General features: G+C 69.2%; 19 protein-coding genes. 11 read left to right on the top strand and 8 right to left on the bottom strand.

Features of this window, described 5'->3' with window-relative positions; all coding sequences use genetic code 11:
- Positions 1-357 precede the first annotated feature (357 nt).
- The gene (locus JJ683_RS07705; RefSeq protein ID WP_242474500.1) at positions 358-606 is read left to right on the top strand and encodes a DUF3141 domain-containing protein; all 249 of its coding nucleotides are present in this window, start codon (positions 358-360) and stop codon (positions 604-606) included.
- Here the strand turns inward: JJ683_RS07705 and JJ683_RS19015 are convergent.
- Both JJ683_RS19015 and JJ683_RS07695 read right to left on the bottom strand, forming a co-directional pair.
- Positions 545-1027, bottom strand: a complete 483-nt coding sequence (locus tag JJ683_RS19015) for an SDR family oxidoreductase (protein WP_242474499.1) — start codon at positions 1025-1027, stop codon at positions 545-547. The genes JJ683_RS07705 and JJ683_RS19015 overlap by 62 nt on opposite strands.
- Positions 957-2390: an NAD(P)/FAD-dependent oxidoreductase gene (locus JJ683_RS07695; RefSeq protein ID WP_307810759.1), complete on the bottom strand. Its 1434-nt coding sequence runs from the start codon at positions 2388-2390 to the stop codon at positions 957-959. Before JJ683_RS07695 ends, JJ683_RS19015 begins: the two co-directional genes overlap by 71 nt.
- A 367-nt stretch (positions 2391-2757) precedes the next feature.
- Here JJ683_RS07695 and JJ683_RS07690 point away from each other — a divergent pair, with 367 nt between their 5' ends.
- The gene (locus JJ683_RS07690; RefSeq protein ID WP_200172765.1) at positions 2758-3657 is read left to right on the top strand and encodes a LysR family transcriptional regulator; all 900 of its coding nucleotides are present in this window, start codon (positions 2758-2760) and stop codon (positions 3655-3657) included.
- Between the two features lie 9 nt (positions 3658-3666).
- On the opposite strand, the gene JJ683_RS07685 is transcribed toward JJ683_RS07690, so the two are convergent.
- Genes JJ683_RS07685 through nadE form a run of 3 tightly spaced genes read right to left on the bottom strand, consistent with a single transcriptional unit; the run spans position 3667 to position 6612 of the window.
- Positions 3667-4317, bottom strand: coding sequence for a potassium channel family protein (locus JJ683_RS07685; RefSeq protein ID WP_200172839.1), 651 nt, complete (start codon positions 4315-4317; stop codon positions 3667-3669).
- Between the two features lie 19 nt (positions 4318-4336).
- Positions 4337-5698 (bottom strand): TrkH family potassium uptake protein, encoded by a 1362-nt coding sequence (locus JJ683_RS07680; protein ID WP_307810754.1) that lies wholly within the window; start codon positions 5696-5698, stop codon positions 4337-4339.
- A 50-nt stretch (positions 5699-5748) separates the two neighbouring features.
- Entirely contained in the window at positions 5749-6612 is an 864-nt protein-coding gene (gene nadE / locus JJ683_RS07675) for an NAD(+) synthase (protein WP_200172763.1), read from the bottom strand.
- 68 nt (positions 6613-6680) lie between these two features.
- On the opposite strand from nadE, the gene JJ683_RS07670 reads away from it, so the two are divergent.
- Together JJ683_RS07670 and JJ683_RS07665 are read left to right on the top strand one after the other, a co-directional pair.
- Complete coding sequence (locus JJ683_RS07670; protein WP_200172761.1) at positions 6681-7325, top strand: nucleosidase; 645 nt, start codon at positions 6681-6683, stop codon at positions 7323-7325.
- Positions 7326-7515: 190 nt separating this feature from the next.
- Positions 7516-8499, top strand: coding sequence for a hypothetical protein (locus JJ683_RS07665; protein WP_200172759.1), 984 nt, complete (start codon positions 7516-7518; stop codon positions 8497-8499).
- 98 nt (positions 8500-8597) lie between these two features.
- Here the strand turns inward: JJ683_RS07665 and JJ683_RS07660 are convergent, their stop codons facing one another.
- Entirely contained in the window at positions 8598-9446 is an 849-nt protein-coding gene (locus tag JJ683_RS07660; protein ID WP_200172757.1) for an alpha/beta hydrolase, read from the bottom strand.
- Positions 9447-9927: 481 nt separating this feature from the next.
- On the opposite strand from JJ683_RS07660, the gene nrdH reads away from it, so the two are divergent.
- The 6 genes from nrdH (at position 9928) to JJ683_RS07630 (ending at position 15293) form a co-directional block, all read left to right on the top strand.
- Complete coding sequence (nrdH, locus tag JJ683_RS07655; RefSeq protein ID WP_200172755.1) at positions 9928-10161, top strand: glutaredoxin-like protein NrdH; 234 nt, start codon at positions 9928-9930, stop codon at positions 10159-10161.
- Positions 10162-10245: 84 nt separating this feature from the next.
- Positions 10246-10719: a class Ib ribonucleoside-diphosphate reductase assembly flavoprotein NrdI gene (nrdI, locus tag JJ683_RS07650; RefSeq protein ID WP_242474498.1), complete on the top strand. Its 474-nt coding sequence runs from the start codon at positions 10246-10248 to the stop codon at positions 10717-10719.
- A complete protein-coding gene (gene nrdE / locus JJ683_RS07645) occupies positions 10662-12848 on the top strand; it encodes a class 1b ribonucleoside-diphosphate reductase subunit alpha (RefSeq protein WP_372435261.1) in 2187 nt (728 codons plus the stop codon). Before nrdI ends, nrdE begins: the two co-directional genes overlap by 58 nt.
- A gap of 152 nt (positions 12849-13000) precedes the next feature.
- Complete coding sequence (nrdF, locus tag JJ683_RS07640) at positions 13001-14005, top strand: class 1b ribonucleoside-diphosphate reductase subunit beta (RefSeq protein ID WP_200172752.1); 1005 nt, start codon at positions 13001-13003, stop codon at positions 14003-14005.
- Between the two features lie 63 nt (positions 14006-14068).
- Positions 14069-14920: an HpcH/HpaI aldolase/citrate lyase family protein gene (locus JJ683_RS07635; protein ID WP_200172750.1), complete on the top strand. Its 852-nt coding sequence runs from the start codon at positions 14069-14071 to the stop codon at positions 14918-14920.
- 76 nt (positions 14921-14996) lie between these two features.
- Positions 14997-15293 (top strand): putative quinol monooxygenase, encoded by a 297-nt coding sequence (locus JJ683_RS07630; RefSeq protein ID WP_200172748.1) that lies wholly within the window; start codon positions 14997-14999, stop codon positions 15291-15293.
- A 28-nt stretch (positions 15294-15321) separates the two neighbouring features.
- Here JJ683_RS07630 and JJ683_RS07625 read toward each other — a convergent pair whose 3' ends face one another.
- Positions 15322-16479 (bottom strand): HtaA domain-containing protein, encoded by a 1158-nt coding sequence (locus JJ683_RS07625; protein ID WP_242474497.1) that lies wholly within the window; start codon positions 16477-16479, stop codon positions 15322-15324.
- Between the two features lie 85 nt (positions 16480-16564).
- Positions 16565-17644, bottom strand: a complete 1080-nt coding sequence (locus JJ683_RS07620; protein ID WP_200172746.1) for an ABC transporter substrate-binding protein — start codon at positions 17642-17644, stop codon at positions 16565-16567.
- A 353-nt stretch (positions 17645-17997) separates the two neighbouring features.
- Here JJ683_RS07620 and JJ683_RS07615 point away from each other — a divergent pair.
- On the top strand, positions 17998-19168 hold a 1171-nt coding region (locus JJ683_RS07615; protein WP_200172744.1), incomplete at its 3' end, for a cbb3-type cytochrome c oxidase subunit I.

Here is a 19168-nt window from a genome sequence, read left to right as displayed (position 1 = left end):
AGGCCGGGCTGGGTAGTTTCGACTGCCTGGACTGGCTTCCCGTCACCGCCGAGACCGCCGGGTCCACCATCGAGGACTACATCGGGTTCCTCGACGACGAGGTCGGCAGGCTGGGCGGGCGGGTCAACCTCATAGGCGACTGCCAGGGCGGCTGGCTCGCCTCCATCTACGCGGCGCTGCGTCCCGGGGCAGTGCATTCGCTGTCGGTCGGCGGCGCTCCCATCGACTTCCACGCGGGGCGCTCGGCGATCCGCGAGTGGATGAAGGCCACGGGCGCCGGCGATCCGATGCGGCCCTACCGGGCGATGGCTGGGCCGAGGACGGTACCGCGGGCGCAACCAGCTGCTGGCGTTCAAGATGCTCGAGCCCGCCGGCGAGGCCGAGCGCGTGATGGACCTGTGGGCGCACATCGACGACCCCGCACATGTGGAGCGTTTCAACGACTTCACCGACTGGTTCGAATGGACCCAGGACATCGCCGGCCCGTTCTACCTGTGGATCGTCGAGCACCTCTTCGTCCGGAACGAACTGGTCACGGGGACGCTCACCGTCGGCGGCCCTGGCCGGGGTCAGGAGGAAGGCGAGCGACCTCGTCGGGCCCGATGAGCCTCTTCACCGCCTGCCGCTCGAGCATGACCCGCGCCACCACCTCGTCTTCGGCCATGCCATGGGCGCGCGCCTGGTCGCTGATCTGCTTTTCCACCAGAGGCGTGCGCACGTACGCCGGGCAGAGGGCGGCCGAGGTGACGCCGGATTCGGCGCCCTCGAGCGCGATCGTGCGGACAAGGCCGAGCACGCCGTGCTTGGCGGAGACGTACACGGACTTGAACGGGCTGGCGGTCAGCGCGCGCAGAGGCGACGGTGATGCACCGCCTCCGTCGACGGATGCGCGAACGCCCGCGGGCCGGCACGATGCGTGCCGACCCGCGGGCTTCGGTGTGCCGTTCTCTCCGCGGCTACGAGGACGAGTGCACCGGGATTCGACGCTCGGCCTGCTCGCGGCGCCAGGTCTCGGATTCTTCGGCATGCCCCGCTGTGATCGTCGCGGGCGCCGCCACCGGCGCGGGCGACTGCGCGGTCTCCGCGCCATCGGCCACACTTTCGGCAGCGGCGTCGGCACCACCGTCTGCGGTGGTAGCCGGCATGCGCTGCTGCGCGTAGTGGAAGTGCGGGCGGTGGCGGCCCAGGAACGACCCTACCCAGGACATCACGGCGACGTATCGGTTGCGGAAGCCCACCATGTACATCAGGTGCACCGCCAGCCACAGGACCCAGGCGACGAAGCCGGTGAGCTCGATCTTCCCGATGCGGGTGATCGCCCGGAACCGGTTGATGATGGCCATCGACCCCTTGTCGCGGTACTGGAACGGGGTGCCGGCGTCGCGCTTGCCGGACGCGATGGCCGCCGCGTGCCGCCCGCCCTGCATCGCCACCGGCGACTGGCCTGGCAGGCTGTGCAGCGACATCATGTCGCCCACGGCGAAGATGTCCGCGCGCCCGCCTACGGTGAGGTCGTCGTTGACCAGCAGGCGGCCGGCGCGGTCGGCCTCGCAGCCGGTGCGCTCGGCCAGCACGCGGGCGAAGTCGTTGGCCTGCACGCCCGCCGACCAGATGATGGTCTCGGCGGTGACGCGCCTCTCTTCGCCGGTCTTCGCGTCCTTGAGCGTCGCGCCGTGCGCGTCGATGTCGGTGACGAAAGTGCCGAGCACCACGTCGACGCCGTCCTTCTCCAGCGAGTCGGCCACGTACTCGCTGAGCTTGCCGCCGAACGGGGGCAGGGCCTTGTCGGCGCCCTCGATGATCTTCACCGTGACGTCCTCGGGTTTGAGGTCGTGCAGCGAGGTGGCGAAATAGCGCTGGGCGAGTTCCTTGATCTGGCCGCCGAGCTCCACGCCCGTGGCGCCGGCGCCGATCACGACGAACGTGAGCAGGTCGCGCCGCCGCTGCGGGTCGGTGGTGGTGTGCGCCTCCTCGAAGCACCGCAGGATCTGGTGGCGCAGCCGCTCGGCGTCGTCGATGGTCTTGAGCGCGAAGGTGACATCGGCGAAGTGGTCGTTGCCGAAGTACGCCTGGCGGGCGCCGGTGGCCGCGATGAGCGTGGTGTAGCCGAGTCGCAGCCGCTCGCCGCCGGCCTCGTAGACCACCTCGCGGCGGTCGGGATCGACGTCGACGACGCGGCCCAGGCGGACGTCGGCAGTGGGGTACTTGGCCAGTACCGCGCGGATGGGCGGGGCGATCTCGCCGGGCGAGAGCACGCCGGTGGCCACCTGGTAGAGCAGCGGCTGGAAGAGGTGTTCGGTGGTCTCGGAGATGAGCACGAACGGGACCTTGGCCTTGGCCAGCTTCTTCGCGGCGGCCAGTGCGCCGAAGCCGGAACCGACGATGACCACCTCGGTGCGCTCGACGTCCCCACGATCCTTGCGGGCGGCGTCCGCTGCGTTCTGTGCGTTCTGCGCAACCTGTGTCGTCACGGCGACCTCCATCTCCTCTGTGCGCTGTCGGGTCTCGACGGGGCGGAGTTCCGGCGGCGCGGCACCGTACCGGGGTTTTTGTTCCGGTGACTTCAACTGCGTCGACGGGGGAGCTGCTCTCCGCCCGTATGTCCTCACCGTATGGAGCGCCGCGACCGTTTACCACCGATCCGGAGATATCGGCAAACTCCTATCTCGATCGGTCATAAGTGGTCCGACCGGCGGCGGGGGCGGGCCGGCCACTCCGGCGCCCGGGCCGCCGGGCGCGGCTGCATATCCTGGGCGCATGGACTTTCGGCAGCTGCGCTACTTCACCGCCGTCGGGCAGCTCAGGAGTTTCTCGCAGGCGGCGGAGCGCTGCTACGTCTCGCAATCGGCGATCAGCCACCAGATCGCCAAGCTCGAGCAGGACGTGGGGGTGAAGCTGTTCGACCGCTCCACCCGCAACGTGGAGCTGACGGCGGCGGGCGAGCGGCTCATGCCCGTGGCGGCGGAAGCCCTGGCCGTCGAGGCGAAAGCGCGGGAGGTCGTCCGTGAGCCGCGCAACCGGATCCGCATCACCGCCAACATGAGCTTCGCCGCGCAGAGCCTCGAGGCGATCGCCGCCGTGCGCGAGGTGCACCCCAACCTCGACATCGAGTTCGTGCTTCGGGACTTCGCGGACAGGATGGTCGCGGTCACCAGCGGCGACGCGGACGTCGCGCTGATCCGGGGCGAGGTGGACCGCCCCGGTCTGCAGTCGGTGAGCCTGGGCATGCAGGACCTTCTGGTGGCGATGTCGCGTCGGCACCCGCTGGCCACGTCGGGCACCGTGGATCTGCGTGCCCTGGGCGACTATCCGCTGCTTCTGCCGGCGCGTCACAGCCAGGTGCTCATCCACCAGGTGGTGGAGCGCGCCTTCCAGGAGATCGGCCGCAAGGTGCGGCTGGGGCCGCCGATCCCGGCCGATCACACCGCGTCGCTGGAGGTCATCACCCAGCCGCGCGCCTGGACGGTGCTTTATGCGGAGTCGGCGGGCGGCACGCCTGTGGCCGGGCTGAGCCTGCTGCATGAATCCGAGCGTCGGCTGCGGGTGCCGGTACGCGCGGTGCTGAGCCCGGCGCTGCAGCGGTCGGTGGAGTTCCACGACCTCATGGCGGCACTGCGCCGGAGCAACGGTGCTGCGGAGGGCGACGGCACGGGCTGATGGGCAGCGTCAGCTCAGTTCCGCGAACTCCTCGACCCTCCGGGTGCGGCCCGCGACGATGAGGAGGTCTTCGGCTTCGATCACCGTGTCCACCGACGCGTGCGTGAACTCCGCGCCGCGGTGCTTGACGGCCACCACCGTGATCCCGAACCTGCGTCGCGAATCGCTTTCGAGCAGCGTCTTGCCGGCGAGGACCGCGGGTGCGGTGGTCTTCACCATCGCGTAGTCCTCCTCGAAGGCGACAAAGTCGAGCATCCGGCCGGTGACCAAGTGCGCCACGCGCTCGCCCATGTCGTGCTCGGGCAACACCACGTGGTGCGCCCCGACGCGCTCGAGGATCTTCCCGTGCTGGCGGCTGGTGGCCTTCGCCCAGATGTGCGGGATTCCGGCATCGGCGAGCGCCGAGGTGGTGAGGATGCTCGCCTCGAGGTCGGTGCCGATGCCGACCACCGCCCTGCGGAACTCGGGCACGCCGAGCTGTGCGAGCGCCTGCGGATCGGTGGTGTCGGCGACGGCGGCGTGCGTCAGCGTCTCGCTCACCTGCTGCACCAGCACGGCGTCCGCATCGATGCCGAGCACTTCGGTGCCGCGCTTTTCCAGTTCCTCCGCCAGCGATCTGCCGAACCGGCCGAGGCCGAGCACCGTCACCGGGGCGGTCATGCGTGTCATGCGATGTGAATCAGCCAACGATCGGTCGCTCCTCGGGTAGTTCGTAGCGGCGCCCGCGGTCGCGGAGGGCCAGCGCTGAAGCGAAGGTGATCGGGCCGAGCCGGCCGAGGAACATCAGACCGATCAGGATTGATTGTGCGGCGCCGGGGAGGTCGGCGGTGATACCCGTGGACAGGCCGACCGTGGCGAACGCGGAGGTGGCCTCGAACAGTACGTCGTTGAGGTTGTACGGCGTGAGCAGCATGAGCGCTACCGCGGAGGCGAACACCGCGCCGACCCCGAGCAGCGCCACGGACACGGCCTGACGCTGCACGCTTCCCGCGAGGCGGCGGCCCATCACGTGCACGGTCGGCTCGCCGCGGGCCTCCGTGATGATGACGAACGCGAGAAGGGCGAAGGTGGTCACTTTGATGCCGCCGGCCGTACCGGCGCTGCCGCCGCCGATGAACATCATTACGTCCGTGATAAGCAGAGTCGCCGGGTGCATCCCTGCGATGTCGACGGCGTTGAAGCCGGCGGTGCGCGGCGAGATCGCGCTGAAGGCGCCGGTCAACAGGGACCCGGGCGTGCCCAACGGCCCGAGCGTGCGCGGGTTGCTCCACTCGATCGCGGTGATCGCGACGATGCCGAGCAGCGCGATCACCCCGTAGGCGATCAGCGTGATCTTGGTGTGCAGCGACCAGTGCGGACGGCGCCGTTCGCGGCGCAGCCGGCGGCGGGCCGCGCGGAGCACCTCGATGACGACCGGGAATCCGAGCCCGCCGATGATGATCGCCGCGCTGATCGGCGCGATGATCCACGGGTCCGTCGCGAAGCGGGTGAGGCTGTCCGGCCACAGTGCGAAGCCGGCGTTGTTGTACGCGGAAACCGCGTGGAACACACCGAGGTAGGCGGCCCGGCCGATCGGCTCGCCGTAGTGCAGTGCGAAGCGGAGAGTGAGCAGCACGGCGATGACGGCCTCTACGGCGAGGCTGAGCCGGATCACGCCCAGGACCACGACGCGGCTGTCGCCGAGCCCGGTCGCCTTGGTCTCGGTCTGCGCGGCGAGGCGCATCTTCAGGCCCATCCGGCGGGCGACGAGCAACCCGAGCAGCGACGCGAGCGCCATGATGCCGAGGCCGCCGATCTGGATAAGGGCGATGATCACGACCTCGCCGAACGTCGACCAGTAGCCGCCCGTGTCGACCACCACCAGGCCGGTGACGCACACCGCGGACGTGGCCGTGAACAGCGCGGTGAGCGGGGAGGCCGTGGATCCGTCCGTCGTCGCGACCGGAAGCATCAGCAGGAGGGACCCGACGGCGACCGCCCCGGCGAATCCGAGTACGACGAACCGCGCCGGGTGCCGTGCGCCGAGCGCTCTGCGAGTCACGCGATGACGCTACATCCGCAGCGGCCCACCGGCGGAGACAAGACCTGTGATCAACGCCACCAGGTGTCGAGCGGGCTCGCCGGCATGGCGCGCTTGTGCCGGCTGATCGTGTACAGGTGCTCGATGCGCGCGGCCACGGCGTCGTCGACGCCCCGGCCCTCCAAGTAGTCGTCGATGTCGCGGTAGGCGACGCCGAGTGCCTCCTCATCGGGCAGCGCGGGGCGGTCGTCCTCGAGATCGGCGGTCGGCACCTTCTCCCATGTCTGCGGCGGTGCGCCGAGCTCGCGCAGCAGCGCCGCACCCTGACGCTTGGTCAGGCCGGTCAGCGGCGTCAGGTCCACCGCGCCGTCGCCGAACTTCGTATAGAAGCCGGTGACGGCCTCGGCGGCGTGGTCGGTGCCCACCACCAGCAGGCCGCGCTGCCCGGCGAGCGCGTATTGGGCGACCATCCGCACCCGGGCTTTGACGTTGCCGCGCACGAAGTCCCGCAGCCCGGCCGGCTGTTCCGCGGAACCGTCCGCCGGAGTGCGCAGCGCCGCGGCCGCCGCCTCCGACACCGCGTCCGCGCCGGGTTTGATGTCCACAGTCACGGCCTCGTCCGGCGCGATGAACCGCAGCGCCGCCTGCGCGTCGTCCTCGTCCGCCTGCGTGCCGTAGGGGAGGCGCACGGCGACGAAGCGGGCGTCGTCCATACCCTCCTCGCGCAGGCGTTCCGCCGCCAGCTGGCACAGGCGTCCCGCGAGGGTGCTGTCTTGGCCGCCGCTGATGCCCAGGAGGAAGCCGCGCGCGGGCGTCGACCGCAGATAGTCGGCGAGGAAGCCGATGCGCGCCTCGATCTCGGCGGCCGGGCCGATCTCGGGTCGCACACCGAGCTCGCGGGCGATCGTCTGCTGCAGTTCGTTCGCGCGGTCCATGTGGTGGACTGTAGTGCGGTCGGCGGCACCGGGCCCCGGCCGGACGCGCGCGGCGATGGAGCACGACGATGGCGGACGGTGATGCGGCTTTGGTGAGTGCAGCGACGGGGCGCGGCGAGGACTCGGGCTTTCCGGACCGGCGACGGCTGCTGGTGGTCTCGGCGACGGCGTCCGAGGCGGCGCACCTGCCGAGCGGCGTGGAGACGCTGATCTGCGGGATCGGCAAGGTGGACGCGGCGGCCGCGACGACGGCGGCGATCCTGCGCGCCGTCGGGCGCACCGGATCGCAGGGCCCGGGGGACATCACCGTCGTGAACGTCGGCACGGCCGGGGCGCTGCACGACGGGCACTCGGGGCTGTACCTCCCGTCCGCGGTGACCAATCACGACATCAGCTCGGAGGCGCTGCGCGCGCTCGGATACCCGCTGGTCGACCGCATCGAACTGCCGGACGGTGACGGCAGTGTGCTGGCGACGGGCGACACGTTCGTCTCGGACCCGGCCGTGCGTACCCGCCTCGCGCAGGACGCCGACCTGGTGGACATGGAGGGCTTCGCCGTCGCCCGCGCGTGCACCCTGCTGGGCACGCCGGTGCGGCTGGTCAAGTACGTCAGCGATGATGCGGACGAGTCGGCGATGGACTGGCTCGACAGGGTCGATCACTGCGCGCGGGAGTTGGGCGCGTGGGTCGCTGGGAGGCTCGGCGCGGGCTGAGGGATCGGACGTTCCGATAGAGTCCACGCCCATGAGTTCGCAGCGCAATGTTCTGCTCGCAGCGTCGGTCACTATGGCGGCGGCAGTGGCGCTCGCTGGATGTGCCTCCGCGGTGGAGCCCGCGGGTTCGGCCGCAGCCGGCGAGTCCGTAGCTGCGGACGGAGCGTCCGCCCCGGACCCGCTGTGCACCGTGTCCGGGGCTCTGGCGCGATTGCCCGCGCCAGATGCCGGTGACACCGGGTACTTCACGACTGGCGACCTGGACGCAGCCACGGTGGCTGCTGGCGTGCAGCGCCCGGAACGAAGTGATCCGGCGGCGGTGTCCGTCTGGCTGAATGCGATCGGGGCGATCGGCGGCGGGGGATCCGGAGACGGCGACCGTGGCGTCTCCGTGCTGACACCGGCGCTGTTCTCCGTTGCCGCCGCGCAGCAAGCTGCAGTGGCGGACGAGATCGGCGTGGGCATTGCCGACGTCGGCTGCTTCGCCGCAGACGCTGCGAATCAATCACGGTTCGCCGTGCTCTCCGCAAGTATGGACGAGCCGATCGACCTAGCGGCAGCCGTAGACGCGGCGGCGGGGGGACAGAAGAACGGGATGTGGACGTTCGGTTCGGGAGAAGACGAAGCGGTGGACCTGAGCCGTTCCACCGCAGCGCGATGGAACGGCGCGCCGCTGCACATGGCGATGTTCGGGCAGGACCTGGCGGTCTCCACCTCGGCCGAGGCCCTGAATGCGCTTGTCAAAGGCGACGTTACGACCGCCGTCGACGACACGGGTCGCGCTGCGGTGGCGTCATCGCTCGACGCCCGGCATGTTTACTCGGCGATGCTGCCGGTCCGTACGTCCGGCGATGCGCGTTCGATGCCCGCGGCTTTCGATGCGGTGGGGATTGGCCTGAAGCTTTCCGGCGGTGCGCCGCGCCTGATCGTCGCTTACCATCAGGCGAGCGCGGCGGATGCGCAGCGGAATGCAGACGCGGTCGCCGACGTACTGGCCGCAGACCCGCAGCTGGCCGGCCGGCTCGCGTTGGAGTCAGCCGACGTCGAGGGCACTGTGACGACTGCGGTGTTCCGTCTGAGCGACTTGCCTGTGTCCTCGGTATGGGCGCTGCCGATGAAGGGGGCGTCGATCGTCACCCACGCAGGTAGCCCCGGATTCGTCCGCACGAAATAGCGGTGTCCGGCGCCGCGGTCGCTCCGGCGTTTGGTGGACATTTGGTCGGAATCCGGCGGAAAACCAGCCAAGAGTCCACCGAACACGGAGGGCCGGCGTCACGCCATGTGCGCGTCGATCCAGTCGGTCAGCTCGCCGAGCACCCGCGCGCGGTCGACCTCGTTGAAGATCTCGTGGTACATGCCGTCGTAGACGGTGCGGTGCTTGTCCGCGGAAACGGCCTTGTCGAACAAGTCCTGCGAGCCGCGCGGCGGGGCGAGGGTGTCGAGCTCGCCGTGCATGATCAGCAGCGGCAACCGCAGCTCGGGCGCGCGGCGCTGCACGGCGTCGACGGCCCCCATCAGCTCGGCGGCGGTCCGTGCGGGCAGCTTGCCGGAGAACACGAGCGGATCCGCCCGGTAGTCCTCGCCCACGGTGGGGTCGTGGCTGAGTGCGCTCGCGTCGACGGCGACCATGCCCAGCGTGGGCACCGTCGCGGACAGTGCGCGGGCGACGGCCTTGGTGACGGCGTTGGCCTGGTCCATGGCGGCGAGCGGGCCGCTGAGCACCAGTCCTGCCAGCCGGTCCTGGTTGTCGACGGCCCACAGTGCCGAGGACAGTCCTCCCATGCTGTGTCCCACCATCACCGCCGGGACGCCGGGCACCGTCGCGCGGGCACGATCGAACGCGGTGCCGATGTCCGCGACGAGGTTGTCCATGCGGTCGATGTAGCTGCGGCGTCCGCCGGAGCGGCCGTGCCCGCGGTGGTCGTGCGCGGCCACCGCGTAGCCGCGGGCGAGGAGGGCGTCGGCCACGTGGTCGTACCGCCCGCAATGCTCGCCCATGCCGTGCACGAGGACGACGAGCCCCTTCGGCGGAGCCTCGGTGGGCGTCCAGCTGCGCCAGTACAGCTCCACCCCGCCCACGCCGGTGATGGTGCCCTCGTCTTCACGGACGGGTGTCGCCACGTCGGACCTCTTTTCGTATTCTGCTGTGGTTGCCGGACTCGACTGCTGCCGGCCTCCGGCGGCCCCCGGGCGGCGTGCGCGGAGGGGCCCGCACCCGGCCAATCTAGTCGCTCCGGCGGCGCTGCGGTGGCGAATGGCCGCGGCGCACTGCGACACGCCGAACGGGACCGTCCGCCCGGTGCCGCGCGACCCTCCGACCAGCGAATATCAGGCGTGTCACTCACAAGTTATGGGAAGTCTTGCAAAAGGCACCACTAGGTGTAGTGTCTAGGACGTCAGCAGGGCAACAGCGGTTCCGGTGGATCCGAGCCCCCGAAACGTCCGGTTTCCGGTTGCGAATCCGGCCGGTCCACGCTAGTGGAGCGGGGGTGCGGGCACTGAGGTACAGGCGCTCTCTCGGGGAAGGGAAGGCGCTCCCGCGCGGCTCGCCTGACACGTCGTAATCAGGGTGCAGTCACCGTCGAGAGAGGGTCCATCAGAGATGAGCATCACCGTCTACACCAAGCCCGCCTGCGTCCAGTGCAACGCCACTTACAAGGCCCTCGACAAGGCCGGCCTCGCGTACGACGTCGTCGACATCTCCGAGGACGCCGACGCGCGTGACTACGTCATGGCGCTCGGGTACCTGCAGGCCCCCGTCGTGGTCGTCGGCGACTCCCACTGGTCCGGCTACCGCCCGGACCGCATCAAGGCGCTCACCGCGGTGGCTGCCTGATCGGGCGCCCGGCCGCCGGCCGGGCAGGGAAGACTCCCGGTGGTCACCGGGGGCCGGTCATCGATTCGCGTCGTGGAGGTCCCCATGCCGTCATTGGTCTATTTCTCCAGCGTTTCGGAGAACACGCACAGATTCATCGAGCGACTCGGCCTTCCTGCCGTGCGCATCCCACTCCACCTGCCGTCCGGCGGTTTCCGGGTGGATGAGCCGTACGTGCTCGTCTGCCCCACCTACGGCGGCGGCACCACGGCCACGGGCCGCGACACGCGGTACGTGCCCAAGCAGGTCATCAAGTTCCTCAACGACATCCACAACCGGCAGCTGATCCGCGGGGTCATCGCCGCCGGAAACTCGAATTTCGGCGACTCGTTCTGTTCGGCAGGGGACGTGATCGCATACAAATGTCAGGTTCCGTACCTGTACCGCTTCGAACTCATGGGCACCGCGGAGGACATCGAGCGTGTCCGTGCGGGCCTGCAACACTTCCAGGAGAGCGACCAGTGGCACCGACCATCACAGACGAGGCACCTGCAGGCGGCCGCGAGCGCATCGACGTGACCGGCGCCGGCGACGAGACGGAGCTCGACTACCACGCCCTCAACGCGATGCTCAACCTGTACGACGCGGACGGCCGCATCCAGTTCGACAAGGACAGGGCGGCCGCGCGGCAGTACTTCCTGCAGCATGTCAACCAGAACACCGTCTTCTTCCACAACATCGACGAGAAGCTCGACTACCTGGTGGAGAAGCACTACTACGACCCCGAGGTCCTGGACCGCTACGGGCGTGATTTCGTCAAGGGCCTGTTCGACCGCGCATACGCCAAGAAGTTCCGGTTCCCCACGTTCCTCGGCGCGTTCAAGTACTACACCTCGTACACGCTCAAAACCTTCGACGGCAAGCGCTACCTGGAGCGCTTCGAAGACCGGGTGTGCATGGTGGCGCTGAGCCTGGCCGACGGCGACACCGTCCTGGCCGAGCAGCTGGTGGACGAGATCATCGACGGCCGCTTCCAGCCGGCGACCCCCACGTTCCTCAACGCCGGCAAGATGCAGCGCGGCGAGCCCGTGTCCTGCTTCCTGCTGCGCATCGAGGACAACATGGAGTCCATCGGGCGCTCGATCAACTCGGCGCTGCAGCTGTCCAAGCGCGGCGGCGGGGTGGCGCTGCTGCTGAGCAACATCCGCGAGCACGGCGCGCCCATCAAGAAGATAGAGAACCAGTCCTCGGGCGTCATCCCCGTGATGAAGCTGCTGGAGGACTCCTTCTCCTACGCCAACCAGCTGGGCGCGCGGCAGGGCGCCGGCGCGGTCTACCTGCAGGCGCACCACCCGGACATCTACCGGTTCCTCGACACCAAGCGCGAGAACGCCGACGAGAAGATCCGCATCAAGACGCTCTCGCTGGGCGTGGTCATCCCGGACATCACTTTCGAGCTGGCCAAACGCAACGACGACATGTACCTGTTCTCCCCGTACGACGTGGAGCGCGTGTACGGCAAGCCTTTCGCGGACGTCAACATCACCGAGACGTACTACGAGATGGTGGACGACCAGCGCATCCGCAAGACCAAGATCAAGGCGCGCGAGTTCTTCCAGACGCTCGCCGAGCTACAGTTCGAGTCCGGCTACCCCTACATCATGTTCGAGGACACGGTGAACCGGGCGAACCCGATCGCCGGGAAGGTCACGCACTCCAACCTGTGCTCGGAGATCCTGCAGGTGTCCACGCCGTCGCAGCTCAACGAGGACCTCACCTTCGCGCACGTGGGCAAGGACATCTCCTGCAACCTCGGCTCGCTCAACATCGCCAAAGCCATGGACTCGCCGGACTTCGCGCGCACCATCGAGGTGTCCATCCGGGCGCTCACCGCGGTGTCCGACCAGACGCACATCGACTCGGTGCCGTCGATCGAGCGGGGCAACAGCGAATCGCACGCCATCGGGCTGGGCCAGATGAACCTGCACGGGTACCTGGCCCGCGAGCGGATCCACTACGGGTCCGACGAAGGCGTGGACTTCACCGACATGTACTTCTACACGGTGCTGTACCACGCGCTGCGGGCCTCCAACCGCCTCGCCATTGAGCGGGGCAGCCACTTCGCCGGCTTCCTGGAGTCCCAGTACGCCAGCGGCGAGTTCTTCGACAAGTACACCGAGCGCGTGTGGGAGCCGGCGACGGAACGGGTGCGGGAGCTGTTCGCCGGCGCCGGCATCGCCATCCCCACGCAGGACGACTGGCGCGAACTCAAGGCGTCGGTGATGGCGCACGGCATCTACAACCAGAACCTCCAAGCAGTGCCACCCACGGGGTCGATCTCCTACATCAACAACTCGACCAGCTCGATCCACCCGGTGGCCTCGGGCATCGAGATCCGCAAAGAGGGCAAGATCGGGCGCGTCTACTACCCGGCGCCCTACATGGACAACGACAACCTGGAGTACTTCCAGGACGCGTACGAGATCGGCTACGAGAAGATCATCGACACCTACGCGGCCGCCTCGCAGCACGTGGACCAGGGCCTGTCGCTGACGCTGTTCTTCAAGGACACCGCCACCACCCGCGACGTCAACCGGGCGCAGATCTACGCCTGGCGCAAGGGCATCAAGACGCTCTACTACATCCGCGTGCGGCAGATGGCGCTCGAGGGCACCGAGGTGGAAGGCTGCGTCAGCTGCATGTTGTGATGCAGCGAGTGTGCACGCAACCCGGGCCCGAGGTGGATGCCTCGGGCCCGGATGATGAAGACGCGGCGATCCTTGCCCGCCGGCGTGAGAAGCAGGATATTCGACAATATCGGCATCCGGTGCCCGGATACGAGAGGAATCGAGGAACCGACATGTCCGCACCCACAGCCCACAGCCCGGCGGACGGGAAGCGCGTCAAGCTGATCGACCGCGTCTCGGCGATCAACTGGAACCGCGTGCCCGACGAGAAGGACGCCGAGGTGTGGGACCGCCTCACCGGCAATTTCTGGCTGCCTGAGAAGGTGCCGGTGTCCAACGACATCCCGTCGTGGGCCACGCTGACCGAGTACGAGCAGCAGCTCACCACGCGTGTGTTCACGGGGCTGACGCTGCTGGACACCATCCAGGGCACGGTGGGCGCGGTGAGTCTCATCCCCGACGCGATCACCCCGCACGAGGAGGCGGTGTACACCAACATCGCGTTCATGGAGTCGGTGCATGCCAAGAGCTACTCGACGATCTTCTCCACGCTGTGCTCCACACCGCAGATCGACGAGGCCTTCCGTTGGTCGGAGGAGAACGCGAACCTGCAGAACAAGGCTCGCATCGTCCTCGACTACTACCGGGGCGACGAGCCGCTCAAGCGCAAGGTCGCCTCCACGCTGCTCGAGTCGTTCCTGTTCTACTCGGGCTTCTACCTGCCCATGTACTGGTCCAGCCACGCGAAGCTCACCAACACTGCAGACGTGATCCGGCTGATCATCCGCGACGAGGCGGTGCACGGCTACTACATCGGCTACAAGTTCCAGAAGGGCCTCGAGAAGCTCACGGAGGCGGAGCGCGAGGAGGTGAAGAACTACACCTTCGAGCTGCTCTTCGAGCTCTACGAGAACGAGGTGGAGTACACCCAGGACCTCTACGACGAGGTGGGCCTCACCGAGGACGTCAAGAAGTTCCTGCGCTACAACGCCAACAAGGCGCTGATGAACCTGGGCTACGAGGGCCTGTTCCCCAAGGACGAGACCGACGTGAACCCGGCGATCCTGTCGGCGCTGTCCCCGAACGCCGACGAGAACCACGACTTCTTCTCCGGCTCCGGCTCGAGCTACGTCATCGGCAAGGCGGTCAACACGGAGGACGAGGACTGGGACTTCTAGCAGCGCCGGCCGTCCCGGGCGAATCGGCCCACCGGCCCGGCGGAGTCGGATAGCGTGCGACGTATGACCGGACCGGTGGGCGGGCGCAGCACGATCCCGTCGGCCCTCGCGCGCTCGTGGCTGCTGGTGCCGGCGTGCGACCCCGGCGGGATCTCGGCGGCGGAGGGCTCGGCGGCCGACGCGGTGATCCTCGACCTCGAGGACGGCACGCCCGAGCACGCCAAGGTCTCCGCGCGCGAGGACGTCGTCCGCCGGCTCCAATCGGGTGCTGCATTGTGGGTGCGGATCAACGCCGTCACCACCACGCACTGGCGGGACGACGTCGATGCGCTGCGCGGTCGGCCGGGGCTGGCAGGCGTCGTGCTGGCGGAGAGTTCCACGCCGCGTGACGTCGACCGCACGGCCGCACAACTGGGCGCCGGCGTGCCCGTCGTTCCGCTCATCGAATCGGCCGCCGGGCTGGAGTCCGCCAAGCAGATCGCCGCCGTCCCGGCCGTGGTCCGGCTCGCCTTCGGGCTCAACGACTTCCGCCGTGATACCGGCATCGGCGGTGGGGCGCTCGCGCTCGCGTACGTGCGTTCGCAGCTTGTGCTGGCCAGCCACCTCGGCGGCTGCGCGCCGCCCATCGACGGCCCCACGATGGACGCCGACCCGGACGTGCTGGCGCGCGAAACCGCGATCAGCGCGGACATGGGCATGACCGGCAAGCTGGCGCTGCACCCCGCGCAGACCGCCGCGATAAATGCCCACCTGAGCCCCGGTGCCGACGAAATAGCCAAAGCCCGGGAGCTCATCGCGCGGCTGGGGGAGGACGGCAGCCGCATCGCCGACGGCAGTGACCGGCCCCGTCTGGCACGTGCGCAGTCCCTGCTCGAGCACGCGCGCGACTTCGGCCTGACGGTGGACGACGGCTGAAGATCGGCGATGCCACGCCGATCACGCGAGCGGCGGGTGGTTCATGAATCATGTTGACGACGAAGGAGGACGGCGCATGCCGCAGGTGAAGGTCGTGGCCACGATGGATGCGAAGGACGGCGCGGCGGCCGAGGTGGAGCGCGTGCTCACCGAGCTCGCCGGCAAGAGCCGCGCGGAGAACGGCTGCGTGTCCTACGAGGTGTTCGCCTCGACGGCCGCGCCGGGCACCTTCGTCACCATCGAAACGTGGGCGGACGAGGGCGCGCTGGACGCCCACATGCGGGGGCTGAACCTCAAGTTCGCCGCCTCGGCGCTGCGCGAACACCTCGCCGGGGCTCCCGCGCTGCACCCGCTCCGCCCCGTCGGAGTCTGAGCCACCGGGCCGGAGCGGATGCGTCGTCTCAGTAGGTGAAGTCCAACGGCGCTATCGGCTGCCCCGAGTAGGGGAGCAGGACGTCCGGCTGGCCCGTCGGCACGGTGAAGGTGCCGGTCACGTCCTCCGCGGACCGCCGATCGGCGTCGGCCGGCAGGTCCAGCCGGGCCAACCGGACCCGGCTCATGGAGTCGGTCCCCACCATCGCGCCCGTCGAGGTCTCGGCGGACAGCCAGGTGCCGTCCGGAGTGAACTCGATCCACGGGTCGGACACGGCGATCTCGAGCAAATGGAACTTCGTCGACAGCACCACGGTGCCCTCGTAACGAGCGGTGCCGAACCCGGTGGCGGGGTCGACGTCGGCGCCCGCGGACCGGAACGTCCAGCGCCCGTCGTCACGCACGGCGGCTCCGTCGTCTCCGTCGGCAGCACCCATCAGAGTGTCCGTGACGAGGCCGTCGAACCCGGGGGAGAAGCCCCACACCAGATCCGGCTCCGGCGGCACCGGGGTGTTCGGACCGGGGGCCGGGTCGAAGCGCACGGGCACGAAGAGCTCCTCCTCGGCGTTCACCGCGCCGGCCGCGGCGTAGCTGTACACCCCGTACCGGGCGCCGTCCGGGGCCGCGGCGGGCGGGGCGACGGTGAGACGCGCGGTGAAGGAACCGTCGTCGTCCATCGGCGCCCACTGCTGCCGGATGGTGCGGCGCAGATCGAACGGCACGTCGGGCACGGCGCCGAGGGCCTCGTCGGTCATCACCCACGCGGTGGCCGAACGATTCTGCCCGTCGCGCGCATCGGACGGCGCACCCTGCGACGGGCGCCACTGCGGGGCGAATGCCCCGAATGCCACGAACACGCCGTGCGGGGTGCCGGGCAGCACGGGCAGGGGGAGGCCCTCGGTGTTCGCCCGCGGGTCGAAGCCGTGGCCCTTGACGACGATGGTGTCGCCGGACCGGACCGCGGTGCCGCCCAGGGGCGTCGTCCCGTCGGCGGCGAAGACCTCGATGCCCGGCTGCTCGACGGTCTGCTGCTCCGCGGACGGCGGCTGCGCGGCGACTGCGGTCGCGGGGACGAGGGCCGGTGCTGCGGCCACGGCGGCGGCGAGGAGTGCGCTCGCCGCGGCGCGTGAGCCCCGCCGGCCCCCGGAGCATGCGGACGCGGACTTTCCATGAGATGACATCTCCATGGCAGCATCATGGCATTGGACGGCCGACCGAGGTAAGTCAGCCCTAATAAACTCTGTGTGACCCGCGCCGGGGCCTCCTGCGCGCTCAGCCGTACGCGTTGAGCGACCCGCGGACGTCGTCCAGGATCTCGCGTGCGGCGACGAGGCCCCGCCCCCGCGACCACACGCCGTCGTCGACGGTGAACGTCCGATTCTCGGTCACCGCGATCGACGTCCAGGCGTCCGAGTCCATCACCTCTTCGCCATGGCGTAGGGCGGGGGTGTGGCCGCCGGCGTCGGCGTCGCCGCTGTCCTTCCCCGCGAACGACAAGAACAGCACGTCGCCCTCCAGCGCTGCCAGGTCATCGCCGTCCACCGGGCGGACGGACGGCGAGCTGAAACGCTGCGCGGGGGGACGGTGCACGCCGACCTGCTGCAACACCTGCCCGGCAAAGGACGAGGGGCCGAGGATCCCCAGCGAGTCGGAGGTGAACCGGGCCACCGAGGCCTGCGTCTGGGCGGCCGCGATGTCGTGGCCCGTGGTCGCCGCAGTGTCCGTGAAGCGGCCGATCATCGCGCGTGCCGCGGCGTCGCGTCCCACCGCCTGGGCGACCGATTCGACCGTGACCTCCCACGGCCCGGCGGTCGGGACGGTCACGGTGCGCGTGCGCGGAGCGCCGAGACCGGCGTCGACCGCGTCCTGCTGGTCGACGAGGATCAGGTCAGGACGGGCCGCCTGGACTGCGGACCCGTCGGGGTCCTCCGCAGTCCCGACGGCGGGCGCGTGTGCCGCCCACCCGCCCAGATAGCGGAGCGGGGCGGTGCCGGCGGGCGGGGCGACGGCGACCACGCGGTCCTGCAGGCCCAGCGCGCACAGCGTATCCAGCGCGGAGTATCCGACCGCGACGATGCGCTCGGCGTCGAGAGAGGGGGAAGCCCCCGGATCCAGGGGCGCCTCCGGGCCGCAGGCATCGCCGGGCTCGCGGTCCACGCCGAGCACCGGGGCGCCGACGATGCGGGTGGTGCTGCGCGGCACGCCGTCGCTGTCGACGGGCGTCGTCGACATGCTCGCGCATCCGGCCGACACGAGGCCGGCGACGGCGAGGGTGACGAGCACGCGGACGGGGGAGACGGCTCCGCCGCGGATGCGGTGACGGGGCGCGGCACGGCGCGGGGCTGGAACCATGACGCCCGACAGTAACACTGTCGGGCGGGGGCTATAACACTGCCGGACGGGCGATATAACACAGTCGGGCGGGTGTCGGTCGTCGGCGAGGACGCCGTCGTCCGGTGGTGAGAACGCGGTGCCCGGTGCTTCGTCTTCACCGCCGTCCGGGCCCGTTCCCGGGGCGTTCGCCGGCCGGAGGGAGCCGGGCCCGTCACGGTGGGCCACCAGCGTCGGAACCCGTGAATACGACGAACTGTAGGACCCGGTCGAGTGTGGGGTGGTTTAGGGTTTAGGATCAGTGCAAGCGCAAGCCGTTTGACGTTCCCCGGGCACTCATCTTCGTGCCCGGGATGCCTAGTCAGGAGGAGCAGTTGACAGCCGTAGCGCCTAAGCCAACCCTTACTCGGCCGTATCCGCCGAGCAAGGGGCTGAAGGGCTCCTTCATCTACAAGATGGTGACCACCACCGATCATAAGACGATCGGCATCCTCTACATGGTCACGTCTTTCTCCTTCTTCATGGTCGGCGGTCTGATGGCCCTGCTGATGCGTGGTGAGCTGGCCCGGCCGGAGCAGCAGTTCCTGTCCAATGAGCAGTTCAACCAGCTGTTCACCATGCACGGCACGATCATGCTGCTGCTGTATGCGACGCCGATCGTGTTCGGCTTCGCCAACTACATCCTTCCGCTGCAGATCGGCGCGCCCGACGTCGCCTTCCCGCGCCTGAACGCCATGGCGTACTGGATGTACCTGTTCGGCGGGCTGATCACCCTGGGCGGGTTCATCACCCCCGGCGGCGCGGCGGACTTCGGCTGGTTCGCCTACACGCCGCTGTCGGACTCGATGTACTCCCCGGGTGCCGGCGCGGACCTGTGGATCATGGGTCTGGTGCTCTCCGGGCTGGGCACCATCCTCGGCGGCGTCAACATGATCACCACGGTGGTCACCCTCCGCGCGCCGGGCATGACGATGTTCCGGATGCCCATCTTCACCTGGAACATCCTCGTCACCTCGATCCTCGTGCTGCTCATCTTCCCGCTGCTCGCGGCGGCGCTGCTGGGGCTCATCATCGACCGGCACTTCAACGCCAACATCTACGACCCGGCCAACGGTGGCGTGATCCTGTACCAGCACTTGTTCTGGTTCTTCGGTCACCCAGAGGTGTATGTGGTGGCGCTACCGTTCTTCGGCATCGTCTCGGAGATCTTCCCGGTGTTCTCCCGCAAGCCCTGCTTCGGCTACGTGGGCCTCATCTACGCCACGATCTCCATCGGCGGCCTGTCCATGGCCGTGTGGGCGCACCACATGTTCGCCACCGGCTCGGTGCTGCTGCCGTTCTTCTCGCTGCTGAGCTTCATGATCGCCGTGCCCACGGGCATCAAGTTCTTCAACTGGATCGGCACGATGTGGCGGGGACAGCTGACGTTCGAGACACCCATGCTGTTCTCGGTGGGTTTCATCATCACGTTCCTGTTCGGCGGCCTGACGGGCGTCATCCTGGCGAGCCCGCCGCTGGACTTCCACGTGACCGACACGTACTTCG

The organism is Tomitella cavernea (assembly GCF_016599145.1).
GTDB classification, from domain to species: domain Bacteria; phylum Actinomycetota; class Actinomycetes; order Mycobacteriales; family Mycobacteriaceae; genus Tomitella; species Tomitella cavernae.
The sequence above is the reverse complement of the archived record's forward strand: the minus strand, read 5'-3'. Positions and strand labels throughout refer to the sequence as shown.

What these genes read in the sequence shown, in the direction of transcription:
- JJ683_RS07705 (WP_242474500.1), top strand. Translation starts at nt 358, where the DNA reads ATGCTCGAGCCCGCCGGCGAGGCCGAGCGCGTGATGGACCTGTGGGCG.
- JJ683_RS19015 (WP_242474499.1), bottom strand. Translation starts at nt 1,027, where the DNA reads ATGCCGAAGAATCCGAGACCTGGCGCCGCGAGCAGGCCGAGCGTCGAA.
- JJ683_RS07690 (WP_200172765.1), top strand. Translation starts at nt 2,758, where the DNA reads ATGGACTTTCGGCAGCTGCGCTACTTCACCGCCGTCGGGCAGCTCAGG.
- JJ683_RS07685 (WP_200172839.1), bottom strand. Translation starts at nt 4,317, where the DNA reads ATGACCGCCCCGGTGACGGTGCTCGGCCTCGGCCGGTTCGGCAGATCG.
- nadE (WP_200172763.1), bottom strand. Translation starts at nt 6,612, where the DNA reads ATGGACCGCGCGAACGAACTGCAGCAGACGATCGCCCGCGAGCTCGGT.
- JJ683_RS07670 (WP_200172761.1), top strand. Translation starts at nt 6,681, where the DNA reads ATGGCGGACGGTGATGCGGCTTTGGTGAGTGCAGCGACGGGGCGCGGC.
- nrdH (WP_200172755.1), top strand. Translation starts at nt 9,928, where the DNA reads ATGAGCATCACCGTCTACACCAAGCCCGCCTGCGTCCAGTGCAACGCC.
- nrdI (WP_242474498.1), top strand. Translation starts at nt 10,246, where the DNA reads ATGCCGTCATTGGTCTATTTCTCCAGCGTTTCGGAGAACACGCACAGA.
- nrdF (WP_200172752.1), top strand. Translation starts at nt 13,001, where the DNA reads ATGTCCGCACCCACAGCCCACAGCCCGGCGGACGGGAAGCGCGTCAAG.
- JJ683_RS07635 (WP_200172750.1), top strand. Translation starts at nt 14,069, where the DNA reads ATGACCGGACCGGTGGGCGGGCGCAGCACGATCCCGTCGGCCCTCGCG.
- JJ683_RS07630 (WP_200172748.1), top strand. Translation starts at nt 14,997, where the DNA reads ATGCCGCAGGTGAAGGTCGTGGCCACGATGGATGCGAAGGACGGCGCG.
- JJ683_RS07625 (WP_242474497.1), bottom strand. Translation starts at nt 16,479, where the DNA reads ATGGAGATGTCATCTCATGGAAAGTCCGCGTCCGCATGCTCCGGGGGC.
- JJ683_RS07620 (WP_200172746.1), bottom strand. Translation starts at nt 17,644, where the DNA reads ATGGTTCCAGCCCCGCGCCGTGCCGCGCCCCGTCACCGCATCCGCGGC.